Origin of the sequence: Tamlana crocina (assembly GCA_040429635.1) — a bacterium.
Taxonomy (GTDB): Bacteria; Bacteroidota; Bacteroidia; order Flavobacteriales; family Flavobacteriaceae; genus Flavisericum; species Flavisericum crocinum.
Genome location: CP158972.1, coordinates 3,525,068 through 3,545,231, shown reverse-complemented (window position 1 = coordinate 3,545,231; position 20,164 = coordinate 3,525,068). Strand labels below are relative to the sequence as shown.

Below are 20,164 nucleotides of genomic sequence, written 5' to 3'. Positions count from 1 at the left end.
TCATGGTACAACAAGAATCAAGACTTAAAGTAGCAGACAACACCGGAGCCAAAGAAGTATTAACCATACGTGTTCTAGGTGGTACTAAAAGAAGATACGCTTCTGTAGGGGACAAAATTGTAGTTTCAGTAAAAGACGCAACACCTAATGGAAACATTAAAAAAGGTGCTGTTTCAACTGCAGTGGTAGTGCGTACCGTTAAAGAAGTGCGACGTCCAGATGGATCTTATATCAGATTCGACGATAACGCATGTGTACTTTTAAACCCTCAAGGTGAAATGAGAGGCACACGTGTATTCGGACCAGTTGCAAGAGAGCTTCGTGATAAACAATTCATGAAGATTGTATCATTGGCACCAGAGGTGCTTTAATACAAATTATTAAGATGGGAAAGCTTAAAATAAAAACTGGAGATACCGTAAAAGTAATTGCTGGAGACCACAAAGGGGCCGAAGGTAAAGTACAAAAGGTGTTAATAGAGAAGAACAAAGCGATTGTTGAGGGCGTAAACTTAGTGAAAAAACACACTAAGCCAAGTGCTCAAAATCCTCAAGGAGGAATCGTAGAGAAAGAAGCCGCTATTCACGTATCTAACTTGTCGTTATTGACCTCCAAAGGTGAAGAAACAAGAGTAGGCTACAGAATGGAAGGCGATAAAAAAGTACGATTTTCTAAAAAATCTAATGAAGTAATATAGTTATGGCATATTCACCAAGACTTAAAGAAGAGTATAAAAGCAGAGTAATTGCAGCTCTTACAGACGAATTTGGATATAATAATGTAATGCAGGTTCCTAAACTGGAAAAGATAGTAATATCTAAAGGTGTGGGTGCTGCCGTTGCAGACAAAAAGTTGATTGACTACGCAGTAGAGGAATTGACTACTATATCTGGACAAAAAGCCGTAGCAACGATATCTAAAAAAGACGTTGCATCTTTCAAACTTCGTAAAGGGATGCCAATTGGGGCAAAAGTAACTTTACGTGGCGAAAGAATGTACGAATTCTTAGATCGTTTAGTAACTTCTGCACTTCCACGTGTAAGAGATTTTAATGGAATTAAGGCTACAGGATTCGACGGAAGAGGTAACTACAACCTAGGTGTTACCGAGCAAATCATCTTCCCAGAAATAAACATTGATAAAGTGAACAAAATTTCTGGAATGGATATTACATTTGTAACTTCAGCCGAGACTGATAAAGAAGCAAAATCATTATTAACTGAACTAGGATTACCTTTTCAAAAGAACTAAGATATGGCTAAAGAATCAATGAAAGCCCGTGAGGTAAAAAGAGCTAAAACAGTAGCCAAGTACGCTGCTAAACGCAAAGCTTTAAAGGAAGCAGGCGATTACGAAGCATTACAAAAGCTGCCTAAAAACGCATCTCCTATCCGTCAGCATAATAGATGTAAGTTAACCGGAAGACCAAAAGGATACATGCGTACCTTTGGTATCTCTCGTGTAACGTTCAGGGAAATGGCAAACCAAGGTCTTATCCCAGGAGTAAAAAAAGCAAGTTGGTAATATTATTTAAATAATCAGGCTTAAGGTTCGGGACCAACCGAAAACCAAGGCCACAAAATCAATTCATTATGTACTCAGATCCAATTGCGGATTATTTGACACGAATTAGAAACGCGGTGCGTGCCAACCACAGAGTGGTGGAGATACCAGCATCTAATTTAAAAAAGGACATCACCAAAATATTATTCGAGCAAGGATATATTTTAAGTTACAAATTTGATGATTCTACTGTACAGGGCACTATCAAAATAGCGCTTAAGTACAACAAAGAAACAAAAGAACCAGTAATCAAGAAGCTTCAAAGAATTAGTACGCCAGGTTTACGTCAGTATGCCGGTGCTAAGGAATTGCCTAGAATCCTTAACGGTCTTGGTGTTGCTATCGTTTCAACTTCTCACGGAGTAATGACGGGCAAACAAGCCAAAAAGGAAAATGTAGGTGGCGAAGTTTTATGTTACGTATACTAATTTTTAATACCGAAAAGAAATGTCAAGAATAGGAAAAAATCCAGTAGCCATTCCAGCAGGTGTAACAGTTGATGTTAAAGATAACGTAGTAACTGTAAAAGGAAAATTAGGAGAGTTAACACAAGCGTTCGATACTGTTGAAATTAAAGTTGAAGAAGGTAACATTATTGTAGAGCGCTCTTCAGATGCCAAAGATCACAAAGCTAAGCACGGTTTGTACAGAGCATTGCTTAACAACATGATTGCTGGTGTTTCAAAAGGTTGGACCAAAGAACTAGAATTGGTTGGTGTAGGTTACAGAGCATCAAACCAAGGCCAAAAATTAGATTTAGCATTAGGTTTTTCACACAACATCGTTTTAGACTTGGCTCCTGAAGTTAAAGTAGAAACGGTTTCTGAAAAAGGAAAGAACCCTATCGTTAAACTAACTTCTCATGATAAACAATTAGTTGGTCAAGTAGCAGCGAAGATTCGTGGTTTTAGAAAGCCTGAACCTTACAAAGGAAAAGGAATCAAGTTTGTTGGTGAAGAAATAAGAAGAAAAGCAGGTAAATCAGCTTAATAATTAAGTTATGGCATTGACAAAGAACGAAAGAAGACTAAGAATAAAAAACAGAATCCGTAAGGTTATTTCTGGTACAGGAGAGCGACCAAGATTGGCTGTTTATAGAAGTAATAAAGAAATTTATGCTCAGTTGATAGATGACCTAACTGGTAACACCATTAGCGCGGCATCTTCAAGAGATAAAGATATTAGTTCTGCGAAAGCAACTAAAGCTGAAGTAGCTAAATTAGTAGGTAAAGCACTTGCTGAAAAAGCGGTAAAAGCTGGTATTGAAACGGTTTCTTTTGATAGAGGCGGTTACCTTTACCACGGTAGAGTAAAATCATTAGCTGAAGGAGCTAGAGAAGGCGGACTAAAATTCTAAGATATTATGTTTCAAAAATATAAAAGTGCAGAGTTAGTAAAACCAGGTGGACTAGATCTTAAAGATCGTTTGGTTGGTGTACAAAGGGTTACTAAAGTAACTAAAGGTGGTAGAGCATTTGGTTTTTCAGCAATTGTAGTAGTTGGTGACGAAGCTGGTGTTGTAGGCCAAGGTTTAGGAAAATCTAAAGACGTCGCCAGTGCTATTGCAAAGGCCGTTGAGGATGCAAAGAAAAACTTGGTTAGAATTCCAATTAGAAAAGGAACTTTACCTCACGAACAAAAAGGAAAATACGGTGGAGCTAGAGTAAACATTATTCCTGCTGCTCCTGGTACTGGTGTAATTGCTGGTGGTGCTGTTAGAACAGTGCTTGAAGCAGTTGGTGTACACGATGTATTATCTAAATCTCAAGGGTCTTCTAACCCTCACAACGTAGTAAAAGCTACTTTTGATGCCTTATTGCAATTAAGAGACGCGAACACTATCGCGAGAGATAGAGGTATTTCACTTGAAAAGGTTTTTAACGCTTAATACAGACAGAAATGGCAAAGATTAAAGTAACAAAAGTTAAAAGCGCTATCAATCGTCCGCAAAGACAAAAAAGAATTTTAGAATCTTTGGGTCTTAGCAAGATTGGTCAAGTAAAAGAGCACGAAGCTACACCAAGTGTTTTAGGAATGGTAGCTAAAGTTTCACATTTAGTTTCTGTAGAAGAAGCTTAAAAATATAAACTGAAATGGATTTAAGTAATTTACAACCTGCAGAAGGTTCAGTAAAAAGCCAAGGAAAACGAGTAGGTAGAGGGCAAGGATCTGGTAAAGGTGGTACCGCTACACGTGGTCACAAAGGTGCCAAATCGCGTTCTGGTTATTCTAAGAAATTAGGTTTTGAAGGTGGACAAATGCCTCTTCAAAGACGTGTTCCTAAGTTTGGCTTTACTAACATTAACCGAGTGGAGTACCAAGGTGTTAATCTTGATACCTTGCAACAATTGGTTGATGATAAAAAGATAAACGATACTGTAGATTTTGAAACCTTGTTCGCTAACCGTTTGGTTGGTAAAAACGACCTAGTTAAAATATTAGGTAGAGGTGAATTGAAAGCTAAATTAAAAGTATCTGCTCATAAGTTTACTGCTTCGGCTAAAGCTGCTATTGAAGCTGCTGGAGGAGAAGCTGTAACTATATAAGACTTGTTATAAGTATGAAATTTATAGAATCAATTAAAAATGTTTGGAAGATAGAGGAACTAAGAAACAGAATCATTGTGACTTTGAGTCTGTTGTTAGTCTATCGATTTGGTGCCCAAGTAGTATTACCAGGTATTGACGCCGCCCAATTAAGTGGCTTGGCCGATAAAACCGATAGCGGTTTACTAGGTTTGTTAAACGCCTTCACTGGTGGTGCATTCGCTAATGCTTCGGTTTTCGCACTTGGTATCATGCCTTACATTTCTGCTTCTATTGTTGTACAGTTAATGGGTATTGCCATTCCTTATTTGCAGAAATTGCAAAAGGAAGGTGCTAGTGGGCAAAAGAAAATCACTCAAATTACACGTTGGTTAACTATTGCTATCTGTTTGGTGCAGGCACCGGGCTACTTGGCTAGTTTGCCAGCTTTGGGGATTCCAACTAGTGCGTTCTTATTAGGAACAGGGCCTTTATTCTATTTCTCATCAGTTACTATTTTGGTAACAGGATGTATCTTCGCGATGTGGTTAGGTGAGAAAATTACAGATAAAGGTATCGGTAATGGTATTTCATTGTTAATTATGGTTGGTATCATTGCTACCTTGCCACAAGCATTTTTACAAAATGCAGCTACCCGATTAGAAGGTGGTGGTAACGGTGGATTAATGATGGTATTGATTGAATTCGTAATCTGGTTCGTAATCATTTTGGCTTCTATTATGTTGGTAATGGGAGTAAGAAAGATTGCCGTACAGTATGCGAGAAGAACAGCTACTGGTGGTTACGAAAAAAGTGCCGCTGCTGGTTCAAGACAATACATACCATTAAAACTGAATGCCTCTGGGGTAATGCCAATTATTTTTGCTCAAGCTATTATGTTTGTGCCTGGTTTAATTGGAGGGTCGGCTTTCTTAAAGGAAACGGCAACTGGAACTTGGTTACAGACTAACTTTTCAGATATTTTCGGATTGGTTTATAACATCACCTTTGCATTGTTGATTATTGTATTCACCTATTTCTATACGGCGATTACAGTACCGACCAATAAAATGGCCGACGACTTAAAGCGTAGCGGTGGTTTTATTCCAGGCATCCGTCCAGGTTCTGAAACTTCAGAGTATTTAGATAAAATCATGTCGCAAATCACTTTGCCAGGCTCTATATTTTTGGCATTGATTGCAGTATTCCCTGCATTTATTGTTAAACTTATGGGTGTACAGCAAGGATGGGCATTGTTCTTTGGAGGAACCTCATTATTGATTATGGTTGGTGTGGCAATAGATACCATGCAGCAAATAAACTCTTATTTGTTGAACCGCCATTATGATGGGTTGATGAAAACAGGTAAAAATAGAAAAGCAGTAGCATAAATAGTTAAAGGTTTCAGGTTTAAAGTTTAGAGTTAACTTGAAACTAGAAACAAAAAACTAGCAACATACTATGGCAAAACAAGCAGCAATAGAACAGGACGGAACCATTATTGAAGCATTATCAAATGCGATGTTCCGTGTTGAATTGGAAAACGGTCACATTGTGACTGCCCATATTTCTGGTAAAATGCGTATGCACTACATTAAGTTGTTACCAGGAGACAAAGTAAAATTAGAAATGAGCCCTTACGATTTAACTAAGGCTCGTATAACTTATAGATATTAAATAGTTCAAAGTTTCAAGTTTAAAGTTGTAAGTTCCCATTAGGGCAAACCTTAAACTTTAAACCAAAAACCTTAAACTTAAAAGAGATGAAAGTAAGAGCATCAGTAAAAAAGAGAAGCGCAGATTGTAAAATTGTGCGTAGAAAAGGAAGACTTTACGTTATAAACAAAAAGAATCCTAGATTTAAACAAAGACAAGGTTAATTTGTACATGAGTTATTAGTGTTTGGTAGTTAGATGAATCTGTTTGAAATAGCAATGTTTAGGATTCTAACAACTAAAAACTAGCAACAAAAACTAATAAAAACAATATGGCAAGAATTGCAGGTGTAGACATACCAAAAAACAAAAGAGGAGTTATTGCTTTAACTTATATCTACGGTGTAGGAAAGAGCAGAGCACAAGAAATTTTAGCGACTGCTAAAGTGGACGAAAGTATTAAAGTTCAAGATTGGAACGACGACCAAATTGCGGGTATTCGTGAGGCCGTTGGAACTTACACTATTGAAGGTGAATTACGTTCTGAAACTCAATTGAACATTAAGCGATTAATGGATATTGGTTGTTACAGAGGTATCCGTCACAGAGCGGGCTTACCGTTAAGAGGTCAAAGAACCAAGAACAACTCCAGAACCAGAAAAGGTAGAAGAAAAACTGTTGCTAACAAGAAAAAGGCAACTAAGTAATAAATAGTCTTTAGTCTTTAGACGTTGGAAGGAATCTGTTTGAAATTTATACGGTTTAGGATTCTAGCGACTATTGCTAATAGCTAAAAACTAAAAGAATCATGGCAAAAACAAGCACAAAAAAACGTAAAGTTAATGTTGAAGCTGTAGGTGAAGCTCACGTTACAGCATCGTTCAACAACATAATTATTTCACTTACCAACAAAAACGGAGATGTAATTTCTTGGTCTTCTGCTGGTAAAATGGGATTTAGAGGTTCAAAGAAAAATACACCTTACGCTGCTCAATTGGCTGCTGAAGATGCTGCAGGAGTAGCTCAAGAAGCTGGATTGAAAAAAGTAAAGGTTTATGTGAAGGGACCAGGAAATGGTAGAGAATCTGCCATCCGTTCTATCCACAATGCTGGTATCGAAGTAACCGAAATCATCGATGTTACTCCATTACCACATAACGGATGTCGTCCTCCAAAAAGACGTCGAGTATAACAAATTTACATAGTAGAATGAATATCAATTGTTTTTGCAGTTGATATTCATTTTTTATATGTACATTTGCAGACTGAAAAAAATAAACAAGTATCACCGAGAGGACTACGGTTATCGAAGGATAAGATTTAGACCTTAATTCATAACCACTCTCACAAATTAATTTAAAATGGCAAGATATACTGGTCCTAAAACTAAAATAGCTCGTAAGTTTGGCGAAGCTATCTTCGGAGACGACAAGTCGTTCGAAAAAAGAAATTACCCTCCAGGGCAACACGGAAACAACCGTCGTCGTGGTAAAAAATCTGAATACGCAATCCAATTACAGGAAAAGCAAAAAGCAAAATATACTTACGGTATATTAGAGCGTCAGTTTAGAGGTTTGTTTAAAAAGGCAAGAGCTGCGCAAGGTATTACCGGTGAGGTGCTTTTACAACTTTGCGAGTCTCGTTTAGATAACGTAGTATTCCGTATGGGAATTGCTCCAACAAGAAGTGCTGCAAGACAATTGGTATCGCACAGACACATTACAGTAAATGGCGAGTTGGTAAACATTCCTTCTTACCAATTAAAGGCTGGTGATGTTGTTGCGGTTCGTGAAAAATCAAAGTCTCTTGAGGCTATCGAAAGATCACTTTCAAACTCAAGCAATGTTTTCGAATGGATTACTTGGAACAACGATACCAAGCAAGGAACCTACGTTTCTGTGCCACAAAGAATTCAGATTCCTGAAAACATAAACGAGCAATTCATCGTCGAATTATACTCTAAATAATAAATTAATCACATTGGTATTTGGCCAAAGGGTTTATTCGTACTTCTTCAAACTTATAAACCGCGCAACCAAGTAACAATTAAAACGAAGAAAACAATATGGCAGTATTTAATTTTCAAAAGCCGGATAAAGTAATCATGATTGATTCTACTGATTTCGAAGGTAAATTCGAATTCAGACCATTAGAACCAGGTTACGGTTTAACAGTGGGTAATGCTTTGCGTCGCGTTCTTTTATCTTCATTAGAAGGATTCGCCATTACATCGGTTAGAATAGAAGGCGTTGATCATGAATTTTCAGCAATCGCTGGAGTAGTAGAAGATGTAACAGAAATCATCTTAAACCTGAAGCAAATCCGCTTTAAGAGACAAATTGAAGATATCGATAACGAATCGATTTCCATTTCAATTTCAGGTCAAGAGCGCATCACTGCTGGAGATTTCCAAAAGTTCATCTCAGGATTCCAAGTGTTGAATACCGAATTGGTAGTGTGCAACCTAGATCCTAAGGTAAACATAAACATGGAAATCACTATCGAAAAAGGTAGAGGATATGTGCCTGCTGAAGAAAACAAAAAAGCTTCTGCACCGATAGGTACTATCTTTACAGATTCTATTTACACGCCAATAAAAAATGTTAAGTATAGCATTGAGAACTACCGTGTTGAGCAAAAGACTGATTACGAAAAATTAGTTTTCGAAATCATTACCGATGGTTCAATTACGCCTCAAGATGCTTTAACCGAAGCGGCAAAAACGTTGATTCACCACTTTATGTTATTCTCTGATGAGCGTATCACTTTAGAGGCTGATGAAATTGCACAAACAGAGACATATGATGAAGAATCACTTCACATGCGTCAATTGCTTAAAACGAAATTGATTGATATGGATCTTTCGGTTCGTGCGCTTAACTGTTTAAAAGCTGCAGAGGTAGATACTTTAGGTGACTTGGTATCATTCAACAAAAACGACTTGATGAAATTCAGAAACTTTGGTAAAAAATCGTTGACCGAGCTTGAAGAGCTTGTAAACGTTAAAGGCCTTAACTTCGGAATGGATTTAAGCAAATATAAATTAGATAAAGATTAATTCTAACTCCCTTATATTTTGCTCCTTAAAAAAGTAGCAGCAAGATAAGGGTTTAAAACAAATGTCATGAGACACGGAAAAAAATTCAACCACTTAGGTAGAAAAACGGCTCACAGAAAATCAATGTTGGCCAACATGGCTTGTTCTTTAATCGAGCACAAGCGTATCAACACAACAGTTGCAAAAGCTAAAGCCTTAAAGCAATTTGTTGAGCCTATGATTACAAAGTCTAAAGCCGATACCACACACAACAGACGTTTGGTAATGGCTAAACTTAGACAAAAAGATGCTGTAACCGAATTGTTCAGAGAGGTTGCTACAAAGGTGGCAGACAGACCAGGTGGTTATACCAGAATTATCAAGTTAGGAAACCGATTAGGGGATAACGCCGATATGGCTATGATCGAGCTTGTAGATTACAACGAAATTTACAATGCAGACAAGGCTAAGAAAAAGACAACAAGAAGAAGTAGAAGAGGTGGTTCTAAACCAGCAGCTGCTCCTGTTGAAACTAAGGCATCTAACGAAGAAGAATAAATGTTAGTAAGCATTTTAAATATTAAGGATAAACTATTTTAGTTTATCCTTTTTTTTATGCAATTTTGTAAAACTTTTCGAATTTATGAAATATCAAAAAAGACAAAAAGCCATCGTACTTCTAGCTGATGGTACTATTTTTTACGGTAAAGCAGTTGGCAACAAGCAAGGAACATCGTTTGGTGAGGTGTGTTTCAACACCGGAATGACAGGTTACCAAGAAATTTTTACTGATCCATCTTATTACGGACAGTTAATGGTGGCGACCAATGCCCATATTGGGAACTACGGAACCAATGAAGATGAAGTAGAATCTGATTCTGTTAAGATTGCGGGATTGATCGTTAAGAACTTTAGTTACGATTATTCAAGAGTTTCAGCTGATGATTCGTTGGAAAACTTCCTTGAAAAGAATAACCTATTGGCCATTTCAGATGTAGATACTAGAGCTTTGGTAAGCTATATCAGGGAACACGGAGCCATGAATGCTGTGATCTCTACAGACGTGGATAACATTGAAGGTTTGAAAAAACAATTGGCTGAAGTGCCAAACATGGAAGGTTTGGAGTTGGCTTCAAAAGTGTCAACCAAAGAGCCATACTATTATGGCGATGAGAATGCCACTTACAGAGTAGCAGCTTTAGATATTGGTATAAAAAAGAACATCCTTAGAAACATTGCCAAACGTGATGCCTACATCAAGGTGTTTCCGTACAATTCAAAGTTTGAAGATTTAGAAGCCTTCAATCCAGACGGATATTTTCTATCTAACGGACCTGGTGACCCAGAGCCATTAGTAGAAGCCCAGGGAATAGCTAAGGAGATTATTAAAAGGGATTTACCACTATTCGGAATCTGTTTGGGTCACCAAGTTATTGCATTGGCAAACGGTGCTACTACTTATAAAATGTACAATGGTCACCGCGGAATCAACCATCCGGTTAAAAACCTAAAAACAGGAAAAGGTGAAATCACCTCACAAAACCACGGGTTTGCCGTAAATCGCGAATCGGTTGAAAACAACCCAGATTTGGAAGTAACCCACGTCCACCTAAATGACGATACCGTAGCCGGATTAGCCATGAAAAGCAAGAATGTATTTTCGGTACAGTACCACCCAGAAGCTAGCCCAGGGCCGCACGATTCGTCTTATCTTTTCGATCAATTTATTGAAAACATCAAAAAGCAAAAGGTAAGCGCCAGCTAAGTTTAAACCAGTATTGTTTGTGAAAAGTGGCAACTAAAACGTTATAGAGCATTTTATGATGATTTTTGTTAAAACATTAAAAAACAAACAAGATTTAAGCGTAAATTTGAAATAATAAAAAGAATAAAAACAAACCAATTATGAGTATAATCATTAACGTTCACGCTAGACAAATTCTAGACTCAAGAGGAAATCCTACAGTTGAAGTAGATGTAGTAACAGAAAATAATATTTTAGGTAGAGCTGCCGTACCATCAGGAGCATCAACCGGAGAGCACGAAGCTGTAGAATTACGCGATGGTGGAAACACTTACATGGGTAAAGGGGTGTTAAAAGCCGTTGAAAACGTAAATACCATAATTGCAGAAGAATTGATTGGCATTTCGGTTTTCGAACAAAACTTAATCGATAAAGTAATGATTGATTTGGATGGTACGCCAAACAAATCAAAATTAGGTGCTAACGCTATTTTGGGTGTGTCTTTGGCCGTAGCTAAAGCAGCAGCAAACGAATTGAACATGCCATTGTACAGATACGTAGGTGGTGTTTCTGCCAACACGCTTCCTGTACCAATGATGAACATCATCAACGGTGGTTCGCACAGTGATGCGCCAATCGCATTCCAAGAGTTTATGATTATGCCCGTAAAGGCTAAAGATTTCACTCATGCCATGCAAATGGGAACCGAAATTTTCCACAACCTTAAAAAAGTTTTGCACGACAGAGGTTTAAGTACTGCTGTAGGTGACGAAGGTGGGTTTGCTCCAAACTTAGCTGGTGGAACTGAGGATGCTTTAGATTCGATTAAAGTAGCGGTTGAAAAAGCCGGTTACTCTTTCGGCGATGAAATAATGATCGCTTTAGATTGTGCTTCTGCTGAATTCTACAAAGACGGAAAATACGATTACACCTTGTTTGAAGGCGATAAAGGTCAAGTAAGATCTTCTGCCGAGCAAGCAGAGTACTTAGCGGAACTGACTTCAAAATACCCAATCATCTCTATTGAAGATGGAATGGACGAAAACGACTGGGAAGGCTGGAAATTATTAACCGAAAAAATCGGTGATAAAGTACAGTTGGTAGGTGACGATTTATTTGTAACCAACGTAGAGCGTTTATCAAGAGGTATTGAAAACGGTATTGCCAACTCTATCCTTATCAAAGTAAACCAAATCGGTTCTTTAACAGAAACGATTGCGGCGGTAAATATGGCTAAAAATGCAGGTTATACTTCAGTAATGTCTCACCGTTCTGGTGAAACAGAAGATAACACCATTGCCGATTTAGCGGTGGCACTTAACTGTGGTCAAATAAAAACAGGTTCGGCTTCGCGTAGCGACCGTATGGCCAAATACAACCAATTACTTAGAATTGAGGAAGAATTGGGCGATGTGGCTTATTTTCCACAAGAAAAAGCCTTTAAGGTTAAGTAAAAGAATATTAAAACTTTATAACAAAAGCGATTATTTTTTAATAATCGCTTTTTTATTTAATATCAATTTTGATAATTTGGTTAATCGTTTAAATGAATATAAATTAACTTTAGAAATCAAGCTATATTTTGTAAATTAGCGTTCTTCTTAACAAAAAAACTTACAATAAATAATGGCAAACACAGCTAGTATAGAAATAGACGGGAAAAAGTATGATTTTCCTTTAGTAAAAGGTACAGAAAATGAAGTAGCAATTGATATCACAAAACTAAGAGGTTCAACTGGTGGAGTAATTACACTAGACCCCGGATATAAAAACACCGGATCTTGTGAAAGTGCCATAACGTTTTTGGATGGAGAAAAAGGAGTTTTACGTTACCGAGGCTATTCTATAGAAGAGTTAGCTGAAAAAGCAGATTTCTTGGAAGTGGCTTATCTTTTAATTTTTGGAGAGCTTCCAACAAAAGAACAAAATGATAAATTCCATGACGATATAAAAGCAGAAGCGGTAGTTGACGAAGATGTTAAGAAAATTGTTGAGGCTTTTCCAAAGTCTGCACACCCCATGGGAGTTATTTCTTCTTTAACCAGTGCTTTAACGGCCTTTAACCCTTCTTCGGTTAACGTTGAGTCTGAAGAAGATATGTATAAGTCGGTAGTAAGGTTATTGGGTAAATTTCCAGTTTTGGTAGCATGGACTTTCAGAAAAAAAGTGGGCAGACCATTAAACTACGGAGACGATACTATAGGCTATGTTGAGAACATCTTAAAAATGATGTTTAAAAAGCCAAATGGCGAGTACGAACAAAATAAGGTTTTAATCAACGCTTTAGATAAACTTTTAATCCTTCATGCCGATCACGAGCAAAACTGTTCAACATCAACGGTAAGAATCGCTGGTTCATCTCATGTTGGTTTGTTCGCTTCGATTTCAGCTGGTATTTCAGCGCTTTGGGGGCCACTTCACGGTGGGGCCAACCAAGCCGTATTGGAAATGCTTGAAGCTATTAAAACCGATGGTGGCGACACTAAAAAATACATGGCTAAAGCTAAAGATAAACAAGATCCTTTCCGTTTAATGGGCTTTGGTCACCGCGTTTATAAAAACTTCGATCCTCGTGCAAGAATCATTAAAAAGGCAGCCGATGAAGTTTTAGGCGATTTAGGTGTTAACGATCCTGTTTTAGATATTGCAAAAGGTCTTGAAAAAGAAGCCTTGGAGGATCAATATTTTGTAGATAGAAAATTATATCCGAATGTTGATTTTTATTCTGGTATCATTTACAGAGCTATGGGTATCCCAACCGATATGTTCACCGTAATGTTTGCATTGGGGCGTTTGCCAGGTTGGATCGCACAATGGAGAGAAATGCGTTTGCGTAAAGAACCTATTGGAAGACCAAGACAAATTTACATAGGTGCTACCGAAAGAAAGTTTGTACCTATTGAAGAAAGATAGAAAAGCGCAATTTTATGTTTTAAATAAAAGCTCCTTAACATTTTAGTTAAGGAGCTTTTTTATATTTACAACATGATAAAGCTCAATGTAAAAAACGAAACGTCGCGTTTGCGCTCTGTTGTTTTAGGAACGGCAGAAAGCAACGGTCCTACACCAAAAGTAGAGGAATGTTATGACCCCAAAAGCATTGAGCACGTATTGGCAGGAACTTACCCAATTGAAGCCGATATGGTACGCGAAATGGATGCCGTTGCCGAAGTTTTTAAAAAATACGATGTACAGGTGTTTCGACCGGAGGTGATTAAAGACTGCAACCAAATTTTTACACGCGATATTGCCTTTGTGGTTGAAGATAAAATCATCCGTGCCAATATTTTACCCAACCGGGAAAAGGAAATTGAAGCCATACGCTATGTGTGGAATCAAGTGCCACGCGAAAACCGTATCATTTTACCTGAGGAGTGCCATGTGGAAGGTGGCGATGTTATTCCGTGGAACGACTATATTTTTATTGGGACTTATTCGGGCGAAGATTATCCCGATATTATTACCGCGCGAACTAATTTAGATGCCGTAATAGCCATTCAGGAATTGTTTCCCGATAAAATCGTAAAATCGTTTGAACTTCGAAAATCGAATACCAATGCCAAAGAAAATGCGCTGCACCTCGATTGCTGTTTTCAGCCCTTGGGAAAAGGCAAGGCCATCCTGCATAAAAACGGATTTTTAATAGAAAGAGAATATGATTGGCTGGTTAATTTCTTCGGAAAGGACAATGTTTTTGAAATAACAAAAGATGAAATGTACCAAATGTGCAGCAATGTGTTTTCCATTTCGGAAGATGTAATTATCTCCGAACAAAACTTCACAAGATTAAACAACTGGCTGCGCCAAAACGGTTTTACCGTTGAAGAAGTGCCTTATGCCGAAATTGGTAAACAGGAAGGGCTGCTGCGTTGTAGCACCATGCCTTTGGTTAGGGATTGATAACGTAAAAAAGCAGAAAAGAGATTTAAACCCGTTCTCTTTTCTGCCTTTTTTTTATTTAGATTTTTTTATGAAAATTTTATAAAAAAGAAAAATAGCGAAACCAATTATATATGCATTGACAACAAGGTTACCTGTTACAGAAAGCCAATCCATATTTTTTATATCCATTATGAAATGATATGAATTATAGACAGAAAGCTCAATATAATGACAATGAATAGAATCCAAAACAATTTTGTTTTCATGGTCATTGAATTAAAGGAGCAGTGTTAATGAGACTATAACTTTATTGATTTTAAAATAATTATTCATCAAATTTAGTTGAAATTACTTATAAAAACAATATTGTTAAATGATTGGAATTCTACCATTCTAAACTAATTAATCCTAATTTTGCATAGAACAACTTCAGCGTCATGTCACAAACAACCAATGCCATTTTAATGGTTCGCCCTTTAAATTTCAGGATGAACGAACAAACTGCGGTAAACAATTATTATCAGGAATCAGCAAACTTGTTGCCTGCGGCCATAACGGCCAAGGCGCAACAGGAATTTGATGCCTTTGTCGAAAAGCTAACGGAAGTGGGAGTGAACGTTGTTGTGGTGAGTGATAACGAAGACACCGATACGCCCGATGCTGTTTTTCCGAATAATTGGGTGTCTTTCCACGAAAATGGTGATGTGGGATTGTATCCTATGTTTGCAGAAAATCGTCGTTTGGAACGTCGAGAGGATATTTTAGAAACTCTGGAAGAGCAGGGGTTTTCAATTGAAAATATTATTGATTACACCAGTGCGGAAGAAGAAGATATTTTTTTGGAAGGCACGGGCAGTGTAGTGTTAGATCGTGAAAACCGTAAGGCTTATTGTGCGTTATCGCCACGTGCCGATGAGGATTTGTTTATCGAGTTTTGCGAAGATTTTGAATATTTTCCCGTGGTATTTACTGCCAATCAAACGGTTGATGATCAACGAAAACCCATTTACCATACCAACGTAATGATGTGCGTGGGCGAAACCTTTGCCGTGATTTGCCTAAGTTGCATTGACGATAAAAAGGAACGCAAAAATGTCATTAAACATTTAAAGGAAAGTGGCAAAGACATCATTGATATTACTGAAGAACAATTAAAACATTTCGCGGGAAACATGCTTCAAGTAAAAGGGGAGAACGACAAGCGCTATTTGGTGATGAGTGAAGCCGCATACAATACTCTTACCGAAAATCAAATAGCAGCGTTAAAAAAGCATACCGAAATCCTTTACAGTTCATTGGAAACTATAGAAACTTGTGGTGGCGGTTCGGCGAGATGCATGATGGCTGAGGTGTTTTTGCCTAAAAAATAACTGCGCTGTATTACTCTGCGGGTTTCGATTTTGGCAATTGTACATAAAATGTACTACCCACGCCTTGGGTACTTTCCACCCAAATTTTACCGTTGTTGAGTTCTACTAATTCTTTACAGATAGAAAGCCCTAAACCAGTGCCTTTTTCGTTATTGGTGCCCACCGTAGTAAACGAACTGTTTTTAAATAATTTAGATAAATTTTCTTTTGAAATACCCACTCCTGTATCGGCAATGCTAATAATACAACTGCCGTTGCTAATGTGGTTAGAAATGGTAATGGTATCACCTTTACTGCAGAATTTCAGGGCGTTGGCCAATAGGTTTTGTATCACAATTTCGAACATACTTCTGTCAGCATAGGCAAAATCGCGTAACGAGTGGTCTACCAAATTGATACCTTTACTTTGCATTCTAGGTTCAATCAATTTCACTTTGTCCTCAAACACTTCTTGTACATCGAACAGGCTGGGTTTTGGTTCTAACGACTGCATTTGTGATTTAGACCAATTAAGTAAGTTGAATAACAACAACGAGGCATTATTGGCATTTTCGCTTAATTCAGGAATTAAATTATCGAATTCTTCGCGTGATAAAGAGCCTTCGCGAAGCAAGTCGATAAATCCATTGATAGAGGATAGTGAATCCTTTAAATCGTGCGATACAATAGAAAACAATTTATCCTTTACGTTATTAACGTTTTCAAGGTGTTTGGTCTGTTCTAAAAAGGCTTCGTTTTGAAGTTCAATTTTTAGGTTCTTTTCTTCCAGCTCTTGCATGTACTTGATGTGGTTGTTTCGTTTTAGGTAAATCAGAACTAAAAAGGTTGAAACAATAGCCAAGGCAGCCAATAAGCCGTAAAAAATCAATTTGAACTTCCGTAAGCGTTCATCGGCTGAATTTGATGCTGTGGTAGTCGCTGCCATCGATTGTTCATTACTATCGCCTAAACGCATTTCTTCAGCAGTATCAGGGTTTAAACCAAATTCATCAATCGAGCTGGTTGATGCGGTTATTTCGGGCTCATCATTTTTTAAAGCTTTGTTCAGTTCGTAGTATTCACGTTGCCAAACAAAGGCTTTATCAAATCGTTTTCGGGTAGAATCGAGGGTTTTTAGTAGCTTGTAGTGCTTCAGCAATTCCGCTTTATTGTCTAAAGCTCTTGCCAGTTCACCCGCCTCCATCAATTGGCTTTCGGCTGTTTTTAAGCGATTTTGCCTAATGTTTAAATCACCTAAATTGTTTAAGGTAAGCAGCATGCCCAATTGGTCATTACTGCGGTGGTTTAAGTTATAGCCCTGTACCAAATACTTTGTAGCATTTCCGTAATCGTTAAACTTCAGGTATTCGCCACCCAATTTAGGAAGCAGCACACCACGAAGCGAATCACTGTTGGTAACGTTACTTTGTAATACACTTTGATAATAGTCAATGGCTTTGCGGTGTTCTTTTCTATTTGAATACAATTCGGCCAGTTTAAGGCTCGATTGATTTATGCCTTCAACATCCTTTAGTAATTTCTGCTTTTCAAGTGCTTTTAGATAGAACTCAAGTGCTTTATCGTATGCATTAATGTTGTAATAGGCTTCGGCCAAATTACTGTAGGTAACATTGAGTTCTTTCGTAAGATTGCGTTTTTCTAGTTCACTTATGGCCAAAAGCGAATATTGAAGACCTTTGGTGTAGTTGCCGCGCTTTATTTCAATTAAACCAATGCTATTGTTCACTTTGGCAATTCCCAAAGTATCCTTTAAGGTTTTAAATAAATCTTTGGATTTGTTGTATCCGCTAACGGCATTAATATAATCGCCTTTATGGGCATAAATTAAGGATTTATAATAGGTGATTTCTGCAATAGCTTCAGTGTAGTTTAAAGTATTCGACAACTTTTCGCTTTCAATAACGTATTTTAGGGCACGCTCGTAATCGTCGGCATTATAAAGTAGCCTGATAAGCTTTAAGGAAGTATCTACTTTCAAGGAATCCTGATCCTGAAAAGCAAGATCTATAGCCAAACTGTCTATATCATTGGACTGTGAAAAGCCTATAGATACAGATAGCATCATCACTAAAATTATTATTCTCCTCATAAAACGGTTAATCACAACGGTAATAAAGCCACGTTTAAGGGTGTCTTATATTTGAGGGAAAATAAGATAGCTTTACTAAGCTGTAATTTTGGTGTTAATTTAATTCAATACAGTTAAAATTGAATAATAGCATTACGTCACAAATGTGGCAAAAAAGCATATTTATTTTCTAATTTCTAGGTTTTAATACCAATAAATTAGTTAAAATGACAAGGTGCAAAAAGGGCAAAAACCGACGAATAGATAAAAGGCATAAAACATAGAAAAAAGGCAAAACCACAGCTAAAAAGCCTACCTTTTCTTTCATTATTGGTATTAGAGTTTAATGTGTTGAAAACGTGTTTGTTAATGGGGTGTTCAGGTGTTTATACGGATAAATACTACAATTGAATAGCGTTGGTTTTTTATATTCTTTCCAAAATATAAGCGAATACAACTAATGACATTTGAGTTATAATCTTGATTTAAAAATTCTATCTTTGCACACTTAATAAAATAAGCGAAATGAGCCTTCAAGACACCTTATCGAACGACGTAAAGCAAGCTGTAAAATCCAATTTTAATGTAGAATTGGAAGCGGTTGAATTCCAAGCCACCAGAAAAGAATTTGCTGGCGATATTACCGTAGTGGTGTTCCCGATGTTGCGCTTTGTAAAAGGGAATCCGGTGCAAATTGGCGAAACCATTGGAAATTTTTTGGTCGAGCACGTCGATAACGTAAAGGCGTTTAACGTGGTAAAAGGTTTTTTAAATATTGAAATAAGCGATTCGTATTACATTGATTTCTTCAACGTCATTAAAGCCAATAAGTCCTTCGGATTGGTGCAACCCAACCCCGATGAAAAAGCCATTATGGTAGAATACTCGTCGCCAAACACCAACAAACCACTGCATTTGGGGCACATCCGAAACAATTTATTAGGCTACAGCGTGGCCGAAATTTTAAAGGCTTCGGGTAAAAAAGTATACAAAACCCAAATTATAAACGACCGTGGCATCCATATTTGTAAAAGTATGTTGGCATGGGAAAAATTTGGAAATGGCGAAACACCAGAAAGTACTAGTTTAAAAGGCGATAAATTGGTGGGGAACTATTACGTGAAGTTTGATCAGGAATACAAAAAGGAAATTGAATTATTGGTGGCCAACGGAAGTACCGAAGAGGAAGCCAAAAAGAACGCACCACTTTTAATAGAAGCCCAAGACATGCTCAGAAAATGGGAGGCAGGCGATGAAGCGACCGTGGCCCTTTGGGAAAAAATGAACGGTTGGGTGTACGATGGGTTTGATGAAACCTATAAAAACCTGGGCGTAGATTTCGATACTTTATATTACGAAAGCAACACCTATTTATTGGGCAAGGAATTTGTGGCCGAAGGTTTAAAATCGGGGGTGTTCCATAAAGAAGAAGACGGTTCGGTGTGGTGCGATTTAACCGATGAAGGCCTCGATAAAAAAATTGTGCAACGTGCCGATGGTACCGCTGTTTACATGACGCAGGATATTGGTACGGCCATACAGCGTATTAAGGATTTTCCAGATGTGGGCGGTATGGTTTACACCGTGGGGAACGAGCAGGATTATCACTTTCAGGTGTTGTTTTTAATACTGAAAAAATTAGGCTTCGATTGGGCCAAAAACCTATACCATTTAAGTTACGGAATGGTAGATTTGCCCAGCGGAAAAATGAAAAGTCGCGAAGGTACTGTGGTGGATGCCGACGACCTGATTGATGATATGGCGAAAACCGCCGAAGAAATTTCAGAAGAGTTGGGTAAACTCGATGGCTATTCGGAAGAAGAGAAGCAGGAGCTATACAAAACCATTGGTTTGGGGGCACTGAAATACTATATTTTGAAAGTAGACCCTAAAAAACGTATTTTGTTCGACCCAAAAGAGTCCATCGATTTTCAAGGAAATACCGGGCCATTCATTCAATATACCTATGCCCGAATCCAGTCTATTTTACGAAAAGCCAATGTAGATGCTAATGTCACACTGAGCGCAGTCGAAGTGTCTTTAAATAGTAAAGAACGCGAACTCATCAAACAAGTGCAGTTGTTCCCCGAAGTGGTGCAAAATGCGGCTGAAAACCACAGTCCGGCGTTAATTGCCAATTACACTTACGATTTGGTTAAGGAGTTCAATTCGTTTTACCAAAATGTGTCTATTTTAGGAGCCGATAGCGACACCGAAAAGTTATTCCGTGTGCAATTATCAAACACCGTAGCAAATACCATTAAAAATGCTTTTGGACTTTTAGGGATTCAGGTGCCAGAGCGGATGTAGAAAAGTTTTA

25 protein-coding genes are annotated in these 20,164 nt (G+C 37.7%); 24 read left to right on the top strand and 1 reads right to left on the bottom strand.

The window, feature by feature from the left end:
- The first annotated feature begins 2 nt into the window (after positions 1–2).
- From rplN to ABI125_15325, 23 genes are all read left to right on the top strand, one after another.
- Positions 3–371, top strand: a complete 369-nt coding sequence (gene rplN / locus ABI125_15435; protein XCF06099.1) for a 50S ribosomal protein L14 — start codon at positions 3–5, stop codon at positions 369–371.
- 14 nt (positions 372–385) lie between these two features.
- Positions 386–697 carry a 50S ribosomal protein L24 gene (gene rplX, locus ABI125_15430; GenBank protein XCF06098.1) on the top strand — a complete coding sequence of 104 codons (312 nt, stop codon included), beginning with the start codon at positions 386–388 and terminating at the stop codon, positions 695–697.
- A gap of 2 nt (positions 698–699) precedes the next feature.
- Positions 700–1,251 (top strand): 50S ribosomal protein L5, encoded by a 552-nt coding sequence (rplE, locus tag ABI125_15425; protein ID XCF06097.1) that lies wholly within the window; start codon positions 700–702, stop codon positions 1,249–1,251.
- Between the two features lie 3 nt (positions 1,252–1,254).
- A complete protein-coding gene (gene rpsN / locus ABI125_15420; GenBank protein ID XCF06096.1) occupies positions 1,255–1,524 on the top strand; it encodes a 30S ribosomal protein S14 in 270 nt (89 codons plus the stop codon).
- Positions 1,525–1,592: 68 nt separating this feature from the next.
- Positions 1,593–1,991 (top strand): 30S ribosomal protein S8, encoded by a 399-nt coding sequence (gene rpsH, locus ABI125_15415; protein XCF06095.1) that lies wholly within the window; start codon positions 1,593–1,595, stop codon positions 1,989–1,991.
- A gap of 19 nt (positions 1,992–2,010) precedes the next feature.
- Positions 2,011–2,553 carry a 50S ribosomal protein L6 gene (gene rplF, locus ABI125_15410; protein XCF06094.1) on the top strand — a complete coding sequence of 181 codons (543 nt, stop codon included), beginning with the start codon at positions 2,011–2,013 and terminating at the stop codon, positions 2,551–2,553.
- A 10-nt stretch (positions 2,554–2,563) separates the two neighbouring features.
- Positions 2,564–2,920 carry a 50S ribosomal protein L18 gene (gene rplR / locus ABI125_15405; protein XCF06093.1) on the top strand — a complete coding sequence of 119 codons (357 nt, stop codon included), beginning with the start codon at positions 2,564–2,566 and terminating at the stop codon, positions 2,918–2,920.
- Positions 2,921–2,926: 6 nt separating this feature from the next.
- Positions 2,927–3,451: a 30S ribosomal protein S5 gene (gene rpsE / locus ABI125_15400; GenBank protein ID XCF06092.1), complete on the top strand. Its 525-nt coding sequence runs from the start codon at positions 2,927–2,929 to the stop codon at positions 3,449–3,451.
- A gap of 11 nt (positions 3,452–3,462) precedes the next feature.
- Positions 3,463–3,642: a 50S ribosomal protein L30 gene (gene rpmD / locus ABI125_15395; GenBank protein XCF06091.1), complete on the top strand. Its 180-nt coding sequence runs from the start codon at positions 3,463–3,465 to the stop codon at positions 3,640–3,642.
- A 14-nt stretch (positions 3,643–3,656) separates the two neighbouring features.
- Positions 3,657–4,109, top strand: a complete 453-nt coding sequence (gene rplO, locus ABI125_15390; protein XCF06090.1) for a 50S ribosomal protein L15 — start codon at positions 3,657–3,659, stop codon at positions 4,107–4,109.
- A 14-nt stretch (positions 4,110–4,123) separates the two neighbouring features.
- On the top strand, positions 4,124–5,479 hold the full coding sequence (gene secY / locus ABI125_15385; GenBank protein XCF06089.1) for a preprotein translocase subunit SecY: 1,356 nt from the start codon (positions 4,124–4,126) through the stop codon (positions 5,477–5,479).
- Between the two features lie 70 nt (positions 5,480–5,549).
- The gene (infA, locus tag ABI125_15380; GenBank protein ID XCF06088.1) at positions 5,550–5,765 is read left to right on the top strand and encodes a translation initiation factor IF-1; all 216 of its coding nucleotides are present in this window, start codon (positions 5,550–5,552) and stop codon (positions 5,763–5,765) included.
- 86 nt (positions 5,766–5,851) lie between these two features.
- Entirely contained in the window at positions 5,852–5,968 is a 117-nt protein-coding gene (gene ykgO, locus ABI125_15375; GenBank protein XCF06087.1) for a type B 50S ribosomal protein L36, read from the top strand.
- Between the two features lie 107 nt (positions 5,969–6,075).
- Complete coding sequence (gene rpsM / locus ABI125_15370; GenBank protein XCF06086.1) at positions 6,076–6,450, top strand: 30S ribosomal protein S13; 375 nt, start codon at positions 6,076–6,078, stop codon at positions 6,448–6,450.
- 101 nt (positions 6,451–6,551) lie between these two features.
- Positions 6,552–6,935, top strand: coding sequence for a 30S ribosomal protein S11 (gene rpsK, locus ABI125_15365; protein ID XCF06085.1), 384 nt, complete (start codon positions 6,552–6,554; stop codon positions 6,933–6,935).
- A gap of 169 nt (positions 6,936–7,104) precedes the next feature.
- Complete coding sequence (rpsD, locus tag ABI125_15360; protein XCF06084.1) at positions 7,105–7,710, top strand: 30S ribosomal protein S4; 606 nt, start codon at positions 7,105–7,107, stop codon at positions 7,708–7,710.
- Between the two features lie 98 nt (positions 7,711–7,808).
- The gene (locus ABI125_15355; protein XCF06083.1) at positions 7,809–8,801 is read left to right on the top strand and encodes a DNA-directed RNA polymerase subunit alpha; all 993 of its coding nucleotides are present in this window, start codon (positions 7,809–7,811) and stop codon (positions 8,799–8,801) included.
- Positions 8,802–8,867: 66 nt separating this feature from the next.
- Entirely contained in the window at positions 8,868–9,338 is a 471-nt protein-coding gene (gene rplQ, locus ABI125_15350; GenBank protein XCF06082.1) for a 50S ribosomal protein L17, read from the top strand.
- A gap of 85 nt (positions 9,339–9,423) precedes the next feature.
- Complete coding sequence (gene carA / locus ABI125_15345) at positions 9,424–10,545, top strand: glutamine-hydrolyzing carbamoyl-phosphate synthase small subunit (GenBank protein XCF06081.1); 1,122 nt, start codon at positions 9,424–9,426, stop codon at positions 10,543–10,545.
- Between the two features lie 140 nt (positions 10,546–10,685).
- Entirely contained in the window at positions 10,686–11,978 is a 1,293-nt protein-coding gene (gene eno / locus ABI125_15340; GenBank protein ID XCF06080.1) for a phosphopyruvate hydratase, read from the top strand.
- A gap of 172 nt (positions 11,979–12,150) precedes the next feature.
- Positions 12,151–13,437: a citrate synthase gene (locus tag ABI125_15335; GenBank protein ID XCF06079.1), complete on the top strand. Its 1,287-nt coding sequence runs from the start codon at positions 12,151–12,153 to the stop codon at positions 13,435–13,437.
- A 72-nt stretch (positions 13,438–13,509) separates the two neighbouring features.
- Positions 13,510–14,424, top strand: a complete 915-nt coding sequence (locus tag ABI125_15330; protein ID XCF06078.1) for an arginine deiminase family protein — start codon at positions 13,510–13,512, stop codon at positions 14,422–14,424.
- A gap of 419 nt (positions 14,425–14,843) precedes the next feature.
- Complete coding sequence (locus tag ABI125_15325; protein ID XCF06077.1) at positions 14,844–15,776, top strand: arginine deiminase-related protein; 933 nt, start codon at positions 14,844–14,846, stop codon at positions 15,774–15,776.
- Positions 15,777–15,786: 10 nt separating this feature from the next.
- On the opposite strand, the gene ABI125_15320 is transcribed toward ABI125_15325, so the two are convergent.
- Entirely contained in the window at positions 15,787–17,865 is a 2,079-nt protein-coding gene (locus ABI125_15320; GenBank protein ID XCF06076.1) for a tetratricopeptide repeat-containing sensor histidine kinase, read from the bottom strand.
- 504 nt (positions 17,866–18,369) lie between these two features.
- Here ABI125_15320 and argS point away from each other — a divergent pair.
- Complete coding sequence (argS, locus tag ABI125_15315) at positions 18,370–20,154, top strand: arginine--tRNA ligase (GenBank protein ID XCF06075.1); 1,785 nt, start codon at positions 18,370–18,372, stop codon at positions 20,152–20,154.
- Positions 20,155–20,164: the final 10 nt, after the last annotated feature.

What these genes read in the sequence shown, in the direction of transcription:
- argS (XCF06075.1), top strand. Translation starts at nt 18,370, where the DNA reads ATGAGCCTTCAAGACACCTTATCGAACGACGTAAAGCAAGCTGTAAAA.
- rpsE (XCF06092.1), top strand. Translation starts at nt 2,927, where the DNA reads ATGTTTCAAAAATATAAAAGTGCAGAGTTAGTAAAACCAGGTGGACTA.
- rpsD (XCF06084.1), top strand. Translation starts at nt 7,105, where the DNA reads ATGGCAAGATATACTGGTCCTAAAACTAAAATAGCTCGTAAGTTTGGC.
- rplO (XCF06090.1), top strand. Translation starts at nt 3,657, where the DNA reads ATGGATTTAAGTAATTTACAACCTGCAGAAGGTTCAGTAAAAAGCCAA.
- ABI125_15320 (XCF06076.1), bottom strand. Translation starts at nt 17,865, where the DNA reads ATGAGGAGAATAATAATTTTAGTGATGATGCTATCTGTATCTATAGGC.
- rpmD (XCF06091.1), top strand. Translation starts at nt 3,463, where the DNA reads ATGGCAAAGATTAAAGTAACAAAAGTTAAAAGCGCTATCAATCGTCCG.
- rpsK (XCF06085.1), top strand. Translation starts at nt 6,552, where the DNA reads ATGGCAAAAACAAGCACAAAAAAACGTAAAGTTAATGTTGAAGCTGTA.
- rpsH (XCF06095.1), top strand. Translation starts at nt 1,593, where the DNA reads ATGTACTCAGATCCAATTGCGGATTATTTGACACGAATTAGAAACGCG.
- rplN (XCF06099.1), top strand. Translation starts at nt 3, where the DNA reads ATGGTACAACAAGAATCAAGACTTAAAGTAGCAGACAACACCGGAGCC.
- rplR (XCF06093.1), top strand. Translation starts at nt 2,564, where the DNA reads ATGGCATTGACAAAGAACGAAAGAAGACTAAGAATAAAAAACAGAATC.
- eno (XCF06080.1), top strand. Translation starts at nt 10,686, where the DNA reads ATGAGTATAATCATTAACGTTCACGCTAGACAAATTCTAGACTCAAGA.
- rplQ (XCF06082.1), top strand. Translation starts at nt 8,868, where the DNA reads ATGAGACACGGAAAAAAATTCAACCACTTAGGTAGAAAAACGGCTCAC.
- rplX (XCF06098.1), top strand. Translation starts at nt 386, where the DNA reads ATGGGAAAGCTTAAAATAAAAACTGGAGATACCGTAAAAGTAATTGCT.
- rpsN (XCF06096.1), top strand. Translation starts at nt 1,255, where the DNA reads ATGGCTAAAGAATCAATGAAAGCCCGTGAGGTAAAAAGAGCTAAAACA.
- rplE (XCF06097.1), top strand. Translation starts at nt 700, where the DNA reads ATGGCATATTCACCAAGACTTAAAGAAGAGTATAAAAGCAGAGTAATT.
- secY (XCF06089.1), top strand. Translation starts at nt 4,124, where the DNA reads ATGAAATTTATAGAATCAATTAAAAATGTTTGGAAGATAGAGGAACTA.
- carA (XCF06081.1), top strand. Translation starts at nt 9,424, where the DNA reads ATGAAATATCAAAAAAGACAAAAAGCCATCGTACTTCTAGCTGATGGT.
- ABI125_15335 (XCF06079.1), top strand. Translation starts at nt 12,151, where the DNA reads ATGGCAAACACAGCTAGTATAGAAATAGACGGGAAAAAGTATGATTTT.
- rpsM (XCF06086.1), top strand. Translation starts at nt 6,076, where the DNA reads ATGGCAAGAATTGCAGGTGTAGACATACCAAAAAACAAAAGAGGAGTT.
- ABI125_15325 (XCF06077.1), top strand. Translation starts at nt 14,844, where the DNA reads ATGTCACAAACAACCAATGCCATTTTAATGGTTCGCCCTTTAAATTTC.
- rplF (XCF06094.1), top strand. Translation starts at nt 2,011, where the DNA reads ATGTCAAGAATAGGAAAAAATCCAGTAGCCATTCCAGCAGGTGTAACA.
- infA (XCF06088.1), top strand. Translation starts at nt 5,550, where the DNA reads ATGGCAAAACAAGCAGCAATAGAACAGGACGGAACCATTATTGAAGCA.
- ykgO (XCF06087.1), top strand. Translation starts at nt 5,852, where the DNA reads ATGAAAGTAAGAGCATCAGTAAAAAAGAGAAGCGCAGATTGTAAAATT.
- ABI125_15330 (XCF06078.1), top strand. Translation starts at nt 13,510, where the DNA reads ATGATAAAGCTCAATGTAAAAAACGAAACGTCGCGTTTGCGCTCTGTT.
- ABI125_15355 (XCF06083.1), top strand. Translation starts at nt 7,809, where the DNA reads ATGGCAGTATTTAATTTTCAAAAGCCGGATAAAGTAATCATGATTGAT.